We start from the raw sequence: 15,193 nt of genomic DNA, 5'->3' as shown, positions 1-15,193 counted from the left end.
GTGCCCGAACATCACGCGCGATGATGTGCCGCTCCGGAAGATGACTACACGCGTTGTATGCAGTCGTTTTTCACAGCGCCTGAACGAGGATTTTCCTACATGCCTGAAGTAACCCTGACCACCCTGCATGGCCTCAAGGCCAAGGGTGAAAAGATCACCATGCTGACCTGCTACGATGCGACCTTTGCCAAGGCCTGCAGCCAGGCCGGCGTCGACGTGTTGCTGGTGGGCGACTCCCTGGGCATGGTCCTGCAGGGCCATGACAGCACGCTGCCCGTCACCACTGCCGAGATGGCCTACCACACGGCCTGCGTCAAACGCGGCAACGACGGTGCGCTGATCCTCGCCGACCTGCCGTTCATGGCCCACGCCACACCCGAGCAGGCCTTCGCCAACTGCGCCACGCTGATGCAGGCCGGCGCCCACATGATCAAGCTCGAAGGCGCCGCCTGGCTGGCCGAAACCATCCGCCTGCTGGCCGAACGCGGTGTGCCGGTGTGTGCGCACATGGGCCTGACCCCGCAGACCGTCAACGTGCTGGGCGGCTACAAGGTCCAGGGCCGCCAGGAAGCGCAAGCGCGGCAAATGCGCGCCGACGCCATTGCCCTGGAACAAGCCGGCGCGGCGATGCTGCTGCTCGAATGCGTACCAAGCGAACTGGCTGCGGAAATCACCCAGGCGGTGAGCATCCCGGTCATTGGCATCGGTGCGGGAAGTGCGACCGACGGCCAAGTGCTGGTACTGCATGACATGCTGGGGCTGTCATTGAGCGGCCGGGTACCGAAGTTCGTGAAAAACTTCATGGCAGGCCAACCCGACATCCAGAGCGCCCTCACCGCCTACGTCAAGGCCGTCAAGGACGTTACCTTCCCCGCTGCCGAACACGGATTCAGCGCATGAACACAGTCAAGACCGTCCGCGAACTGCGTGCCGCCGTCGCCCGTGCACGCGGCGAAGGCAAGCGCATCGGCTTCGTGCCGACCATGGGCAACCTGCACAGCGGCCACGCCGCACTGGTGACCAAGGCCGCCCAACGTGCCGATTTCGTGGTCGCCAGCATCTTCGTCAACCCACTGCAGTTCGGTGCCAACGAAGACCTCGACAAATACCCGCGTACCCTTGCCGCCGACCAGGAGCGCCTGCTGCAAGCCGGTTGCAACCTGCTGTTCGCGCCCACCGTGGAAGAGATGTACCCCGACGGCATGAGCGTACAAACCCGCGTCAGCGTGCCCAACCTGTCCGAAGGCCTGTGCGGTGCCAGCCGCCCCGGGCATTTCGAAGGCGTGGCGACCGTGGTCAGCAAGCTATTCAACATGGTCCAGCCGGATCTGGCCGTGTTTGGCGAAAAGGATTACCAGCAGCTGGCGGTGATCCGCGCCATGGTGCGCGACCTGAACATGCCGATCCAGATCATCGGCGAGCCGACCGTGCGGGCCGAAGATGGCCTGGCGCTGTCGTCGCGCAATGGTTACCTGACAACTGAGCAGCGGACCACGGCGCCAGTGGTGTATCGCACCTTGCAGCAGATCGGCGAGGCGCTGGGTCGCGGCCAGGTGGATTTCGCGGCACTGATCGAGCAAGGCAAGGCGCAGCTGAGCGCAGCCGGCCTGCGTCCGGATTATCTGGAAGTTCGCCATGCGCTGAATCTGCGCCCGGCGACCTTTGGCGACCGGGACCTGGTGATCCTGGTTGCGGCGTATCTGGGTAACACCCGGTTGATCGACAACCTGTATCTGCACCTGGACGAAAAGACCGCATAACCCTCCTGGGGCCGCTTTGCGGCCCCAAAATCCTCCCTTCATACCCATTCCCTGCGCGCGGCCTTTGCCTATAATGATGGCCAGCCTGAACCCGGCAATGACTGCCCTGTCCAAGGCACACCTCGCATCAAGGAATTCCGCGCAATGGCGTATTACCGCACCCCCCACGATGTTACGGCCCTGCCCGCCTGGCAGGCCCTGCAACAACACCGCGACGCCATGCAAGGCTTCAGCATGCGCGAAGCCTTTGCCGCCGACGCCAATCGCTTCGACCAGTTCTCCCTGAGCAGCTGCGGGCTGTTCCTCGACTATTCGAAAAACCTGATCACCGATGAAACCCGCGATCTTCTGGTGAACCTGGCCGAACAAGTCGGCCTGCAGGATGCGATCAAGTCGATGTTCAGCGGCGAGATCATCAACGCCTCGGAAGGTCGCCCGGTGCTGCACACCGCGCTGCGCCGCCCGGTAGGCGACAAGCTCAGCGTCAACGGCGTCAACGTGATGCCGGAAGTACACAAGGTACTCAACCAGATCACCGAGCTGGTCGGCCGTATTCATGACGGCCTGTGGCGTGGCTACAGCGAAAAACCGATCACCGATGTGGTCAACATCGGCATCGGTGGCTCGTTCCTCGGCCCCGAGCTGGTCTCCGAAGCCCTGCTGCCTTATGCCCAGCGCGGCGTGCGTTGCCACTACCTGGCCAATATCGACGGCAGCGAGTTCCATGAACTGTCGGCGAACCTGCGCGCCGAAACCACGTTGTTCATCGTCTCATCGAAGTCGTTCAACACCCTCGAGACCCTGAAGAACGCCATGGCCGCGCGCACCTGGTACCTGGCCCAGGGCGGCTCGGAAGCCGAGCTGTACCGCCACTTCATCGCGGTTTCCAGCAACAAGGCCGCCGCCGTGGCCTTCGGTATTCGCGAAGAGAACATCTTCCCGATGTGGGACTGGGTAGGCGGGCGCTACTCGCTGTGGTCGGCCATCGGCCTGCCGATCGCCCTTGCCATCGGTACCGCCAACTTCAAGGAGCTGCTGTCGGGTGCCTACACCATGGACCAGCACTTCCAGACCGCGCCGTTCGACAAGAACATGCCAGTACTGCTAGCCCTGCTGGGCGTCTGGTATGGCAACTTCTGGGGCGCCAGCAGCCACGCGATCCTGCCGTACGACCATTACCTGCGCAACATCACCAAGCACCTGCAACAGCTGGACATGGAGTCCAACGGCAAGAGCGTGCTGCAGGATGGTACCCCGGTGAAAACCGAGACCGGCCCGGTGATCTGGGGCGGCGTCGGCTGCAACGGCCAACATGCCTACCACCAGTTGCTGCACCAGGGCACCCAGCTGATCCCGGCCGACTTCATCGTGCCAGTGGTCAGCTTCAACCCGGTGGCCGACCACCATCAGTGGCTGTACGCCAACTGCCTGTCGCAGAGCCAGGCGCTGATGCTCGGCAAGACCCGCGAAGAAGCCGAGGCCGAACTGCGCCAGAAGGGCCTGAACGAAGCGGACATCGAGAAGCTCGCGCCGCACAAGGTGATCCCGGGCAACCGCCCGAGCAACACCCTGGTGGTCGAGCGCATCAGCCCGCGCCGCCTGGGCGCTCTGGTGGCGATGTACGAACACAAGGTGTTCGTGCAAAGCGTGATCTGGGGCATCAACGCCTTCGACCAGTGGGGCGTGGAGCTGGGCAAGGAGCTGGGCAAGGGCGTGTACCAGCGTCTTGTCGGCAGCCTGGAAGACAGCGCCGAAGATGGCTCCACCCAGGGCCTGATCAACTACTTCCGCGGCCGTCACCGCGGTTGACCGTCAACCTGTGCCGGCCTCGCGGTCGGCACAGGGTGAACGCTCCCTCAAGCTACACTGTCCATCGAATAGCCGTTGCCGTCCCTCCGACAAGAGCAGGACCACCCGCCATGTTCGATATCAAGCAGTATCCCCAGGCCCTGGCCGTCAGCCAGTCCGCCAGCCTCTCCCCCGACGACTACCAGCGCCTCTACCGTCAGTCGGTCGATGACCCTGACACCTTCTGGGCCGAACAGGCCAAACGCCTGGACTGGATCAAACCTTGGTCGAGCGTGCAGCAATGCGACCTGAACTCCGGCGAGGCCCGCTGGTTCGACGGCGCGCAGCTGAACGTCAGCTACAACTGCATCGATCGTCACCTGGCCCAGCGCGGCGAGCAGACCGCCCTGCTGTGGGAAGGCGACGACCCCAAGGATTCAAAGGCCATCAGCTACCGCGAGCTGCACCGCCAGGTCTGTCGGCTGGCCAATGCCCTGAAGGCACGCGGAGTGCACAAAGGCGACCGGGTGTGCATCTACATGCCGATGATTCCCGAAGCCGCCTATGCCATGCTCGCCTGCACGCGCATCGGTGCCATCCACTCGGTGGTGTTCGGCGGTTTCTCCCCGGATTCCCTGCGCGACCGCATTCTCGATGCCGACTGCCGCACCGTTATCACCGCCGATGAAGGCGTGCGCGGCGGCAAGCGCATCCCGCTCAAGCAGAACGTCGACAAGGCCCTGAGCAGCTGCCCGGCGGTCAGCAGTGTGTTCGTGGTGCGCCGAACGGGCGGCGATGTCGCGTGGAACGAGGGCCGCGACCTGTGGTATCACGAAGTGACCGAAAAGGCCGGCGATGACTGCCCGCCCGAACCGATGGACGCCGAAGCCCCACTGTTCATCCTGTATACCTCCGGCAGTACCGGCAAGCCCAAGGGTGTGCTGCACACCACCGCAGGCTATCTGCTGCAGGCGACGATGACCTTCAAGCTGGTGTTCGACTACCGCGACGGCGAGGTGTTCTGGTGTACGGCCGATGTCGGCTGGGTCACCGGCCACAGTTACATCGTCTACGGGCCACTGGCCAACGGCGCGATTTCACTGATGTTCGAAGGCGTACCCAATTACCCGGACACCTCGCGCTTCTGGCAGGTCGTGGATAAACACCAGGTGAACATCTTCTACACCGCGCCCACTGCGCTGCGTGCGTTGATGCGCGAAGGCTCGGCACCGCTGCAGAGCACCTCGCGCAAAAGCCTGCGTCTGCTCGGCAGCGTGGGCGAGCCGATCAACCCGGAAGCCTGGGAATGGTACTTCGAAGCCGTCGGGCAGAAGCGTTGCCCCATCGTCGACACCTGGTGGCAGACGGAGACCGGCGGCATCATGCTCACGCCACTGCCAGGAGCCCAAAAGCTCAAGCCCGGCTGCGCCACCCAGCCGATGTTCGGCGTGCAACCAGCGCTACTGGACGAAAAGGGCCAGTTGATCGAAGGCCCCGGGGTTGGTCTGCTGGTGATCAAGGCCAGCTGGCCCGGGCAGATCCGTAGCGTCTACGGCGACCACCAGCGCATGGTCGACACCTACTTCAAACCCATGCCTGGCTACTACTTCACTGGTGACGGCGCCCGCCGCGATGCCGACGGCGACTACTGGATCACCGGGCGCATCGACGATGTGATCAACGTCTCCGGCCACCGTATCGGCACCGCCGAGGTGGAAAGCGCGCTGGTGCTGCACGACAGCGTCGCCGAGGCGGCCGTGGTCGGCTACCCCCACGACCTCAAGGGCCAGGGCGTGTACGCCTTCGTTACCCCCATGAATGGCATCGCCCCGGACGACACACTCAAGGCCGAGTTGCTGGCACTGGTCAGCAAAGAGATCGGCAGCTTCGCCAAGCCAGAGTTGATTCAGTGGGCACCGGCCTTGCCCAAGACCCGCTCGGGCAAGATCATGCGGCGTATACTGCGCAAGATCGCCTGCAACGAGCTGGACAACCTCGGCGACACCTCGACCCTGGCCGACCCGAGCGTGGTTCAGGGCCTGATCGACAAACGCCTCAATCAATAGTGGGTGGCCTCGTTCCATGGCCGCCCTGAAGCACAGGACGCCATGGAAGCCCTACGCCGACGCATCGAAACCCAGGTCATGAGCCTCACCGGGCTGGCCCTCGGCCAGCTCGACCTCGAATCCCCCAAGGGCGACCCCGGCCTGTTTGGCCCGCACAGCATCAGCTGGCGCGTACATGGCGACTTCCCGAGCATGTTGGTCGGCGGCATCAGCGCCCTGATGCTGCAGCTGCTGCATCCGCTGGCCCTGGCCGGGGTATGGGACCACTCCAATTTCCGCGAAGACCTGCTCGGTCGCCTGCGTCGCACCAGCCAGTTCATCTCCGGTACCACATTCGGTTCCACCCGTGACGCCGAATGGTTGATCGACAAGGTGCGAACCATCCATCTGCAGGTAACCGGTACAGCACCGGACGGCCGCCCCTATGCCGCCAGCGACCCGGACTTGCTGACCTGGGTGCATGTGGCCGAAGTCAGCAGTTTTCTCGCTGCCCATTTGCGCTACCGCGACCCCCACCTGTCACGTGCGGATCAGGACGCCTACTACGCCGAGATCGCCCTGATCGCCGAACGCCTCGGTGCCCGTGGAGTGCCACGCTCCTGCCAGCAGGTAGAGGATTATCTGCAAAAGATGCGCCCACAACTGCAATGCAGCGCGCAGAGCCTGGAAGTGGTCAGGATTCTGCTCGAAGCCCCTGCCCCGAGCCGCCTTGCCGAGCCGGTCGGCAAGCTGATGCTGCATGCAGGCATCGACCTGCTGCCAGAGTGGGCCCAGGCCATGCTCGGCCTGCAGCAAGGGCCGCTGCAACAGCGCATGATCCGCCTTGGCCTGCGCCGCACAGCACCGATTCTGCGCTGGGCCATGCGTGACGGTTCGGCGCACCGGGCCAGGCGACGCATGGGCATCGAGTGACGGGAATGGTCGCCTCAGCGGAACCGATTTAACGTGCCATACTCCAAGCACTCCTGCTTAGACAGACGAAGCGACACATGTACAAAGGATTGACTCGCGCCCTCGGCGCCCTGTTGGCTCTCGTGGCCCTCTACAGCCTGCTCGGCTTCCTCATTCTCCCTGGTGTCGCCTTGCGTATCGCCAACCAGCAGCTGGCGCAATACGCCACCGTGCCGGCGCACCTGCAACGCATCGAACTCAATCCCTTCAGCCTCGAGCTGACAGTGTGGGGCCTGCAGCTGGGCGAGCCCGGCAAGGAGCAGGTCGGCTTCGAACGGCTGTACGCCAATCTGGCGCTCGACAGCCTGTGGAAACGTGCCCTGCACTTGCAGGCGATCGAGCTCGACAAGCCACGCAACGAAGTGCTGTTCGCCAAGGACGGCACGCTCAACCTGACCCAACTGTTAAAGCTGCCTGCCAGCAAACCCAAGCCGGACGAGCCGCCCAGCGACCCGTTCCCAATGCGTATCGACAGCATCAAGCTCAGCGGCGGCTACCTGCATTTTCAGGATCAGCGCCCAAGCGAGCCGATCGAGTTCGTCTACGATGACATGAACCTGGAGCTGAAGAACCTCAGCACCCTGCCGGACGACAACGCCGACATGACCCTGGTGGCGCTTGGCCCCAACGGTGGGCGGGTCGACTGGAACGGCACCCTCAGCCTGGCGCCGATTGCCTCGGAAGGCACGCTTAAGGTCACCGACGGCAAGATGAAGCTGTTCTGGCCCTATGTGCGTGATGCCGTGCCCCTTGTGCTCGAGGACGGCGTATTCAGCCTGGACACCCACTACAAGCTCAACCTGTCCAAGGAAACCGAGCTGTTGCTGGACAACACCGCGCTCAAGATCGCGCCGTTCGCCATCAAGGCTCCGGATGACCGGCCGTTGGCACGCCTGGCCAGCCTGGAAGTGAGCGAGACATCCATCGACCTGGCCAAGCAGCTGGTCACCGTCGGCAAGGTGCGCAGCGAAAAACTGGAAACCTGGGCAGCCCTGGAAAAGGACGGCCAACTCGACTGGCAGAAGCTGTTCGCCAGCCAGCCGGCCAAGGCCACGCCGAAGGAACAGGCCGAACCGGCTGCTGCCGAACCGAGCGCAGAAGAAAAAGCCGCGAAAGCGCCGAACAAGCCCTGGCAGGTACTGCTCAAGGACGTGCAACTGCGCAACTATCAGGTCCACCTTGCCGACCGCAGCCAGAAGGAGCCGGTGGCACTGGATGTAGGCCCGTTGAACCTTGACATGCAGGGTTTCGACAGCCTCAACCAGTCGCCTTTCACGCTCAAGCTCGACACTGGCATTGGCAAGCAAGGCAAGCTGCAGGCGGCCGGTGAAGTGAACCTGGCGCCGGTCACGGCCAAGCTCGATGTCAGCACCCGTGACATCGACCTGCGAGTCGCCCAGGCCTACATCAGCCCTTTCATTCGCCTCGAACTGCGCAGTGGCATGCTCGCCAGCGACCTCAAGGTCGATCTCAAGAGCACCGAGCCACTGGCCTTCAGCGTCGCCGGCAAGGCACAGGTCAACCAGCTGCACACCCTGGACACCATCAAGGGCCGAGACTTCGTCAAATGGCAGCAAGTCAACGTCGATGGCCTGTCGTATGTGCACGGTGATGCTCTGTCGATCGACAAGGTGACCCTGCTGCAGCCCTACGCGCGCTTCATCATCAACGAAGACCGCACCACCAGCGTCGACGACCTGCTCATCCCACAACCGGCCGGCGCGCCGGCCCGCAGCCCGGCCAAGCCTGCCAGCGCTGCAGCCAGCAAACCCCTGGGCATCCACATCGGCCAGATCGACATCAACGATGGCTCGGCCAACTTCGCCGACCTGACCCTGACACCGAACTTCGCCACTGCCATCCAGCAGCTCAATGGCCAGATCGGCACCATCGACAACCGCAAGCCGGCACCGGCCAAGGTCGACGTCAAAGGCAAGGTCGATCGTTATGCCCCGGTCACCATCAAGGGCGCACTCAACCCGTTCAACCCGCTGGCCAGCCTGGATATCGCCACCAGCTTCAAGCGCGTCGAACTGACCACCCTGACGCCCTACTCCGGCAAGTTCGCCGGCTTCCGCATCCGCAAGGGACGGTTGAACCTCGACCTGCATTACCTGATCACCAACGGCCAGCTCAAGGCCGAAAACAAGGTGGTGGTCGAGCAGCTGCAGCTGGGTGAAAAAGTCGACAGCCCGGATGCGGTGGACCTGCCGATCCGCCTGGCGATTGCCCTGCTCAAGGACACTGAAGGGCGGATCTCCATCGAACTACCGGTTTCAGGCGACCTTAACAACCCGCAATTCAGCGTCATGCCAATCGTCTGGCAGACCCTGCGCAATCTGGTGCTGCGCGCGGCCCAGGCACCGTTCAAGTTCATCGGTGGGCTGATTTCCGGTGGTGGCTCGGAAGACCTCGGTACGGTGGCGTTTGCCCCAGGCTCCAGTGAACTCAGTGGCGATGCGCAGTCGACACTGGAGAAGCTCGCGTCCGCCCTCAAGGAACGCCCGGCGCTGCGCCTGGAAATCGAAGGCACCAGCGCCCAGAGCAGCGACGGCCCATTGATCGCCCAGCAGCGCCTGGAGCGCGAGTACCAGGCGACCTGGTACAAGATCCTGCAACGTCGTGGCGACAAGGTACCGGCCAATGCCTCGATGCTGCTGGTCGATGACAGCGACAAACCGGCGATGCTCGAAGGTATCTACCGTACCCGCCTGAAGCAGCAACCGCCGGCCGAATGGGAGCAGTTGAGCCGTGACGAGCGCACCGCCAAGTTGCGCGAAGCGGTGATCAAGTCCTGGGCTGAAAGCACTGCATTGCTGCGTACCCTTGGCCAGGAGCGGGCCAGCAGCATCAAGGACTACCTGGTCGACAAGGGCAAGCTCGAGGATGACCGGGTGTACTTCATCGATACCAACCTGGGGCAGGCCGAGAGTGATGGGCGAGTGATTACGCCGATGCATCTGGATGCCGAATAGTCAGAAAGCCCGAACGCGCTCCTACACCAGCCGCTGCCCTGACACCGACGGGTGATACAGCGGCTGCACCTTGTTCCCCGCCGGGTCCAGCAGGTGGAAGCTGCGCGCACCATCGCCATGGTTGAACGGCCGGTCGAGCAACGTCACCCCACGTGCCTTGAAGTACTGGTACCAGGCCTCCAGCTCCTCGACGCTGTCCACGATGAACCCATAATGGTCCAGGGTCTGCAGCCCATTGGCCGCCCCTGCCCCACGCCCCAGCGACAGATTGTCGTTACCGCAGGTCAGGTAAACCAGGTCTTCGTTGGCCCGGTTCAGTACCTCCATGCCCAAGACATCGACATAGAAACGCTCGCACTCCTCCAGGTTGGGCACCAGCAGGGCGATGTGGCGCAGACCATTGAGGCGACCGGGGCGAACAGGTAATTCGGACATTGGCGCGACTCCATTTTTGTATACAATTAAGAATGGAATTTAAAACAAAAGGACCGCCCTGTGTATAGTCTGTTCATCAAGACCCGCCTAAAACCCGGCTGCGCCGAGGACTTTCTCACCGCCATCAAGGTCAATGCCGCTGCTTCTGTTGCTACCGAGCCCGGCTGCCTGGTGTTCGACGTCTCCCAGGACAGGGTCGACCCAGACGTGATCTACCTGTACGAGATCTATCGTGACGATGATGCGTACGAAGCACACACCCAGACCGCCCATTTTCGCGACAGCCGCCCGCTGGTCGAGCCGCTGATTGTCGAGCAGGAATGCTTCGAGAGCGATGTGATCGCCCGTAACCCGGTGTACTGAGATAAAAAAAGCCCTGGCAATTGCCGGGGCTTTGATAGGGGTGGCCAAATCCATTTGGCCGACGGGACATTCCTTATTCGGCTTTCAAGCCATCAGACATCACGCTTTTGACGCCTTTGATATTCTTGGTGATGCGAACGGCTTCAGCCTTTTGCGATTCGGTCACCTTCACGTCCGAAGACAGGGAAACAACACCCTGGCTGGTTTCGACTTTGATGTCGCTACCCGGTACGCCTTTCTCGGTCATCAGGTCAGCCTTGACCTTGGTGGTGATCCAGGTGTCAGAACCTTCCTGTTTGGCGTTGTCCACGGTATTGGCAGCCAGCATGACCGGAGCCTGAGTTGGCTCGGCGGCAAAGGCTCCGTTGGCCATGGTCAGCGTCAGAGCAGTAGCAGTAGCGGCAGCAATGGCGAACTTCTTCATTTGGGTCACTCCTGTTTGTCGAAAGGTCTGCGCCGTTAGTCCTGGCGGCAGGTAGGAATGTAGATGCAGGTGCTGTGCCAGCTTTTAATCTGAAAGTTTTTCTTTATAAATCAATGGCTTATTAATTTAATAGGCAAATGGCCGTCGTGCATTTTGCAATCAGCCGGGAAAACCTGCATGCAAGATGCAAGTCCGCAAAAGGTTCCCGGCGCGCATAAAAAAAGGGCCCCGAAGGACCCTTTTTCTGCAGCGTGACGGTCGCTTAGACGCCCGAAGCCTTTGCAGCAGCAACGTCCTTGATCGACAACTTGATACGGCCGCGGTTGTCCACGTCCAGTACCAGCACTTCGACTTCCTGACCTTCTTTCAGCACGTCGGTCACTTTCTCTACGCGAGCATCGCTCAGCATCGAGATGTGCACCAGGCCGTCCTTGCCAGGCAGGATGTTGACGAAGGCGCCGAAGTCGACGATGCGCTCGACCTTGCCGACGTAGATCTTGCCGATCTCGGCTTCGGCGGTGATGCCCAGAATGCGCTGCTTGGCAGCATCTGCAGCTTCCTTGGTCTCGCCGAAGATCTTGATCGAGCCGTCGTCTTCGATGTCGATCGACGCTTTGGTCTCTTCGCAGATGGCGCGAATGGTAGCGCCGCCTTTGCCGATGACGTCACGGATCTTGTCGGTGTCGATCTTCATCGCGATCATGGTCGGGGCGTTGGCCGACAGTTCGGTACGCGACTCGCCAATGATCTGGTTCATCTGGCCGAGGATGTTCAGGCGCGCTTCCAGGGCTTGGCCCAGGGCGATTTCCATGATCTCTTCGGTGATGCCGTTGATCTTGATGTCCATCTGCAGTGCGGTAACGCCTTTGGCGGTACCCGCAACCTTGAAGTCCATGTCGCCGAGGTGGTCTTCGTCACCGAGGATGTCGGTCAGGACTGCGAACTTCTCGCCTTCCTTGACCAGGCCCATGGCGATACCGGCAACTGGCGCCTTCATCGGTACACCAGCGTCCATCAGTGCCAGGGAAGCACCACAGACCGAAGCCATGGAGCTGGAACCGTTGGATTCGGTGATTTCCGAAACCACGCGGATGGTGTACGGGAACACGTCAGCGGCTGGCAGCATGGCCTGGACCGAACGACGGGCCAGACGGCCGTGGCCGATTTCGCGGCGGCCGGCACCACCCATGCGACCACATTCGCCCACCGAGAACGGCGGGAAGTTGTAGTGCAGCATGAACGGGTCTTTCTTCTCGCCTTCGAGGGTGTCCAGCAGCTGGGCGTCGCGCGCAGTACCCAGGGTCGCAACGACCAGGGCCTGGGTTTCGCCACGGGTGAACAGCGCCGAGCCGTGGGTCTTCGGCAGCACACCGACTTCGATGTTCAGCGGACGCACGGTCTTGGTGTCACGGCCGTCGATACGTGGCTTGCCGTTGACGATGTTTTCGCGAACGGTGCGGTATTCGATTTCGCCGAAGATGTCTTTGACTTCGCCAGCCGAAGGTTGGCCTTCTTCACCGGAGAACTTGGCAACGGCCTGGTCGCGCAGCTCGCCCAGGCGCGCGTAACGGTCGGCCTTGACGGTGATGGTGTAGCCCTGGGAAACAGCTTCGCCGAATTCAGCACGGATGGCGTTGAACAGTTCGGTGTTGGCAACGGCCGGTTTCCAGTCCCAGGTCGGCTTGGCAGCTTCTGCAGCCAGCTCTTTGACAGCCTGGATAACAGCCTGGAACTCGTCATGGGCGAACAGTACGGCGCCCAGCATCTGGTCTTCGGTCAGCTCTTGAGCTTCCGATTCAACCATCAGCACGGCATCGGAGGTACCGGCAACGACCATGTCCAGGCTCGAGGCAGCCAGTTGCTCGTAGGTCGGGTTCAGCAGGTAGCCGGTGCTTTCGTGGAAGGCAACGCGGGCAGCGCCGATCGGGCCTTCGAATGGAATGCCGGAGATCGCCAGGGCAGCCGAGGTACCGATCATCGCAGCGATGTCCGGGTCGGTCTTCTTGCTGGTGGAAACCACGGTGCAGACAACCTGCACTTCGTTCATGAAACCTTCTGGGAACAGCGGGCGGATCGGACGGTCGATCAGGCGCGAGGTCAGCGTCTCTTTCTCGGAAGGACGGCCTTCACGCTTGAAGAAGCCACCCGGGATCTTGCCGGCGGCGTAGGTCTTTTCCTGGTAGTGGACCGACAGCGGGAAGAAACCCTTGCCTGGATCGGCCTGCTTGGCACCGACCACGGTTACCAGCACGGTGACGTCGTTGTCGACGGTCACCAGCACGGCGCCGGTTGCCTGACGGGCGATACGGCCCGTTTCGAGAGTAACGGTCGATTGACCGAACTGGAATTTCTTGATTACCGGGTTCACGGTTTCCTACCTTTTTCAGTGGCTCTGGGGGAACTGGTTTCTTGCGAATTCTTGGGCAGAACGGGGAATCGGCCCCATTGACCGTCCAGATACAACACGAGGTTGGGAGCCTGGTTGCTGCGCGGTAAACCGCTCAGCAAAACCAGGCTGCCAACCTCGGAGATACGCGTGGCGTGTCCGACGGCGATGCTGCAAAGCAGCATAGCCGAAGCCTGCGACACGCCATGCACACCACTGACCAGGCCGCTATTAGCGACGCAGGCCCAGGCGACCGATCAGGGCGCTGTAACGAGTGGTGTCTTTGCCCTTCAGGTAGTCCAGCAGCTTACGACGCTGGTTAACCATACGGATCAGGCCACGACGGGAGTGGTGGTCTTTACCGTTGGCCTTGAAGTGGCCTTGCAGCTTGTTGATGTTCGCGGTCAGCAGAGCAACCTGAACTTCCGGGCTACCAGTGTCACCAGCTGCTTGCTGGAAGTCGGTAACGATTTGAGCTTTTTCTTCAACGCTGAGGGCCATGAGGCTTCTCCAAATTAAACGGATCCCGCAAACGGGGTCCAATAGGCCAGGGACAAAACCCTGTATTAATAAAATGAGCTGTGACCGTGCCTACTGACAGCCACCCTCGGTCCAACGGTTTCAGCCAAAGCCTCGGCCGGTGGTTTCGGTCATTCCGACCGAATCAGTCGACGCGGCGCAATGCGCCCGTCTTCGCTCACTTCACCGATACCGATGAAGCGGCCATTGTGATCCTGTACGCGGACCATGCCGAACTGCGGTGCATCCGGTGCACGCACTGCCTGGCCATGCAGCCAGTAGAAAGCGCTGTGCTCGGACAGGCACACCAGTGGCCAGTCCTGCAGCCCGCTGTCGGACGGCATCAGGAAGCGATCGAGCGCTTCGTTGCCACCTTCGGCATGGGCCTGCTCGAGTTCTTCGAGGGTTACCGTCTGGGCCAGGGCGAAAGGCCCGGCCTGGGTCCGGCGCAACTCGGCGACATAGGCGCCACAGCCCAGGGCCTCGCCGATATCCTCCACCAGGGTACGGATATAGGTGCCTTTGCTGCAGCCAACCGACAACCGCGCACGGGTGCCTTCGCACTCGAGCAACTCCAAGCGGCCAATAGTAACAGAACGCGCATCGCGCTCCACTACCTCTCCTGCACGCGCCAGTTTGTAAAGCGGCTGACCGTCGCGCTTGAGCGCCGAGTACATCGGCGGTACTTGAAGGATTTCACCGCGAAAACGCGGAATCACAGCTTCGATATCGGCGCGACCAACGGTTACCTCGCGGGTCTGCAGGACTTCGCCTTCAGCGTCCGCGGTGCTGGTAGTCTGCCCCATCTGCATGACCGTTTCGTAGCCCTTGTCGGAATCGAGCAGGTACTGCGAAAACTTGGTCGCCTCACCGAAACACAGCGGCAGCACGCCGGTGGCCAGCGGGTCGAGGCTGCCGGTGTGGCCGGCCTTCTCGGCATTGAGCAGCCAGCGCACCTTCTGCAGCGCAGCGTTGGAGGTGAAGCCCAGCGGCTTGTCGAGCAGGATGATGCCGCTGACATTGCGGCGGATACGTTTGACCTGGGCCACCGCTTACTCCTTGGCGTCCGGCTCGTCGGCATCCTTGTGCAGGCGGTCTTCGGCCACTGCACGTTCGATCAGCGCCGACAGGTGGACACCGCGGCTGACACTTTCATCAAAGTGGAAGTGCAACTGCGGCACGCTGCGCAGCTGCATCGAGCGGCCCAGATGCAGGCGCAGGAAGCTTGCGGCGCTGTTCAGGGCCTTGAGCGACTGCTGCACGGCGTCTGGCGTTTCTTCGCCCATGACGGTGATGAAGACCTTGGCGTGGCCCAGGTCGCGGCTGACATCCACGGCGGTGATGGTCACCAGACCGACGCGTGGGTCCTTGACTTCACGGCGGATCAGCTCGGCCAGCTCGCGCTGCATCTGATCACCGATACGTTGGGTACGGCTGTATTCTTTGGCCATTCTTGCTACCTGTAACTTAAAGCGGCAAACGCCCGGTGAGGCTGAAGCCTGACCGGGCGCTACCTACTGAGGCGC

At 62.0% G+C, this 15,193-nt stretch carries 13 protein-coding genes; 7 read left to right on the top strand and 6 right to left on the bottom strand.

Features of this window, described 5'->3' with window-relative positions:
* Positions 1-99: 99 nt before the first annotated feature.
* From panB to C2H86_RS15530, 6 genes are all read left to right on the top strand, one after another.
* On the top strand, positions 100-900 hold the full coding sequence (gene panB / locus C2H86_RS15555) for a 3-methyl-2-oxobutanoate hydroxymethyltransferase (RefSeq protein ID WP_060509325.1): 801 nt from the start codon (positions 100-102) through the stop codon (positions 898-900).
* Positions 897-1,760, top strand: coding sequence for a pantoate--beta-alanine ligase (panC, locus tag C2H86_RS15550; RefSeq protein WP_159408814.1), 864 nt, complete (start codon positions 897-899; stop codon positions 1,758-1,760). The genes panB and panC overlap by 4 nt, the downstream gene beginning before the upstream one ends.
* A gap of 144 nt (positions 1,761-1,904) precedes the next feature.
* Positions 1,905-3,569 (top strand): glucose-6-phosphate isomerase, encoded by a 1,665-nt coding sequence (gene pgi, locus C2H86_RS15545; RefSeq protein WP_159408813.1) that lies wholly within the window; start codon positions 1,905-1,907, stop codon positions 3,567-3,569.
* Positions 3,570-3,679: 110 nt separating this feature from the next.
* Complete coding sequence (gene acs / locus C2H86_RS15540; protein WP_159408812.1) at positions 3,680-5,614, top strand: acetate--CoA ligase; 1,935 nt, start codon at positions 3,680-3,682, stop codon at positions 5,612-5,614.
* 42 nt (positions 5,615-5,656) lie between these two features.
* Complete coding sequence (locus tag C2H86_RS15535) at positions 5,657-6,526, top strand: oxygenase MpaB family protein (protein ID WP_159408811.1); 870 nt, start codon at positions 5,657-5,659, stop codon at positions 6,524-6,526.
* A gap of 77 nt (positions 6,527-6,603) precedes the next feature.
* Positions 6,604-9,540 carry a DUF748 domain-containing protein gene (locus tag C2H86_RS15530; protein ID WP_159408810.1) on the top strand — a complete coding sequence of 979 codons (2,937 nt, stop codon included), beginning with the start codon at positions 6,604-6,606 and terminating at the stop codon, positions 9,538-9,540.
* Positions 9,541-9,561: 21 nt separating this feature from the next.
* Here C2H86_RS15530 and C2H86_RS15525 read toward each other — a convergent pair whose 3' ends face one another.
* Complete coding sequence (locus tag C2H86_RS15525) at positions 9,562-9,975, bottom strand: VOC family protein (protein WP_159408809.1); 414 nt, start codon at positions 9,973-9,975, stop codon at positions 9,562-9,564.
* A 60-nt stretch (positions 9,976-10,035) separates the two neighbouring features.
* Between C2H86_RS15525 and C2H86_RS15520 the strand changes: the two genes are divergently transcribed.
* Positions 10,036-10,338, top strand: a complete 303-nt coding sequence (locus C2H86_RS15520; protein ID WP_159408808.1) for a putative quinol monooxygenase — start codon at positions 10,036-10,038, stop codon at positions 10,336-10,338.
* Positions 10,339-10,411: 73 nt separating this feature from the next.
* Here C2H86_RS15520 and C2H86_RS15515 read toward each other — a convergent pair whose 3' ends face one another.
* From C2H86_RS15515 to rbfA, 5 genes are all read right to left on the bottom strand, one after another.
* Positions 10,412-10,762, bottom strand: coding sequence for a BON domain-containing protein (locus C2H86_RS15515; protein ID WP_159408807.1), 351 nt, complete (start codon positions 10,760-10,762; stop codon positions 10,412-10,414).
* 262 nt (positions 10,763-11,024) lie between these two features.
* Entirely contained in the window at positions 11,025-13,130 is a 2,106-nt protein-coding gene (gene pnp / locus C2H86_RS15510) for a polyribonucleotide nucleotidyltransferase (RefSeq protein ID WP_110639653.1), read from the bottom strand.
* 249 nt (positions 13,131-13,379) lie between these two features.
* Positions 13,380-13,649 carry a 30S ribosomal protein S15 gene (gene rpsO, locus C2H86_RS15505; RefSeq protein WP_012274241.1) on the bottom strand — a complete coding sequence of 90 codons (270 nt, stop codon included), beginning with the start codon at positions 13,647-13,649 and terminating at the stop codon, positions 13,380-13,382.
* A 149-nt stretch (positions 13,650-13,798) separates the two neighbouring features.
* The gene (truB, locus tag C2H86_RS15500) at positions 13,799-14,716 is read right to left on the bottom strand and encodes a tRNA pseudouridine(55) synthase TruB (RefSeq protein WP_159408806.1); all 918 of its coding nucleotides are present in this window, start codon (positions 14,714-14,716) and stop codon (positions 13,799-13,801) included.
* Positions 14,717-14,719: 3 nt separating this feature from the next.
* Positions 14,720-15,118, bottom strand: a complete 399-nt coding sequence (gene rbfA, locus C2H86_RS15495) for a 30S ribosome-binding factor RbfA (RefSeq protein WP_085677211.1) — start codon at positions 15,116-15,118, stop codon at positions 14,720-14,722.
* Positions 15,119-15,193 lie beyond the last annotated feature (75 nt).

It is taken from the genome of Pseudomonas putida (genome assembly GCF_009883635.2).
Lineage (GTDB): Bacteria > Pseudomonadota > Gammaproteobacteria > Pseudomonadales > Pseudomonadaceae > Aquipseudomonas > Aquipseudomonas putida_W.
This window is presented reverse-complemented; position numbering and strand designations above follow the sequence as displayed.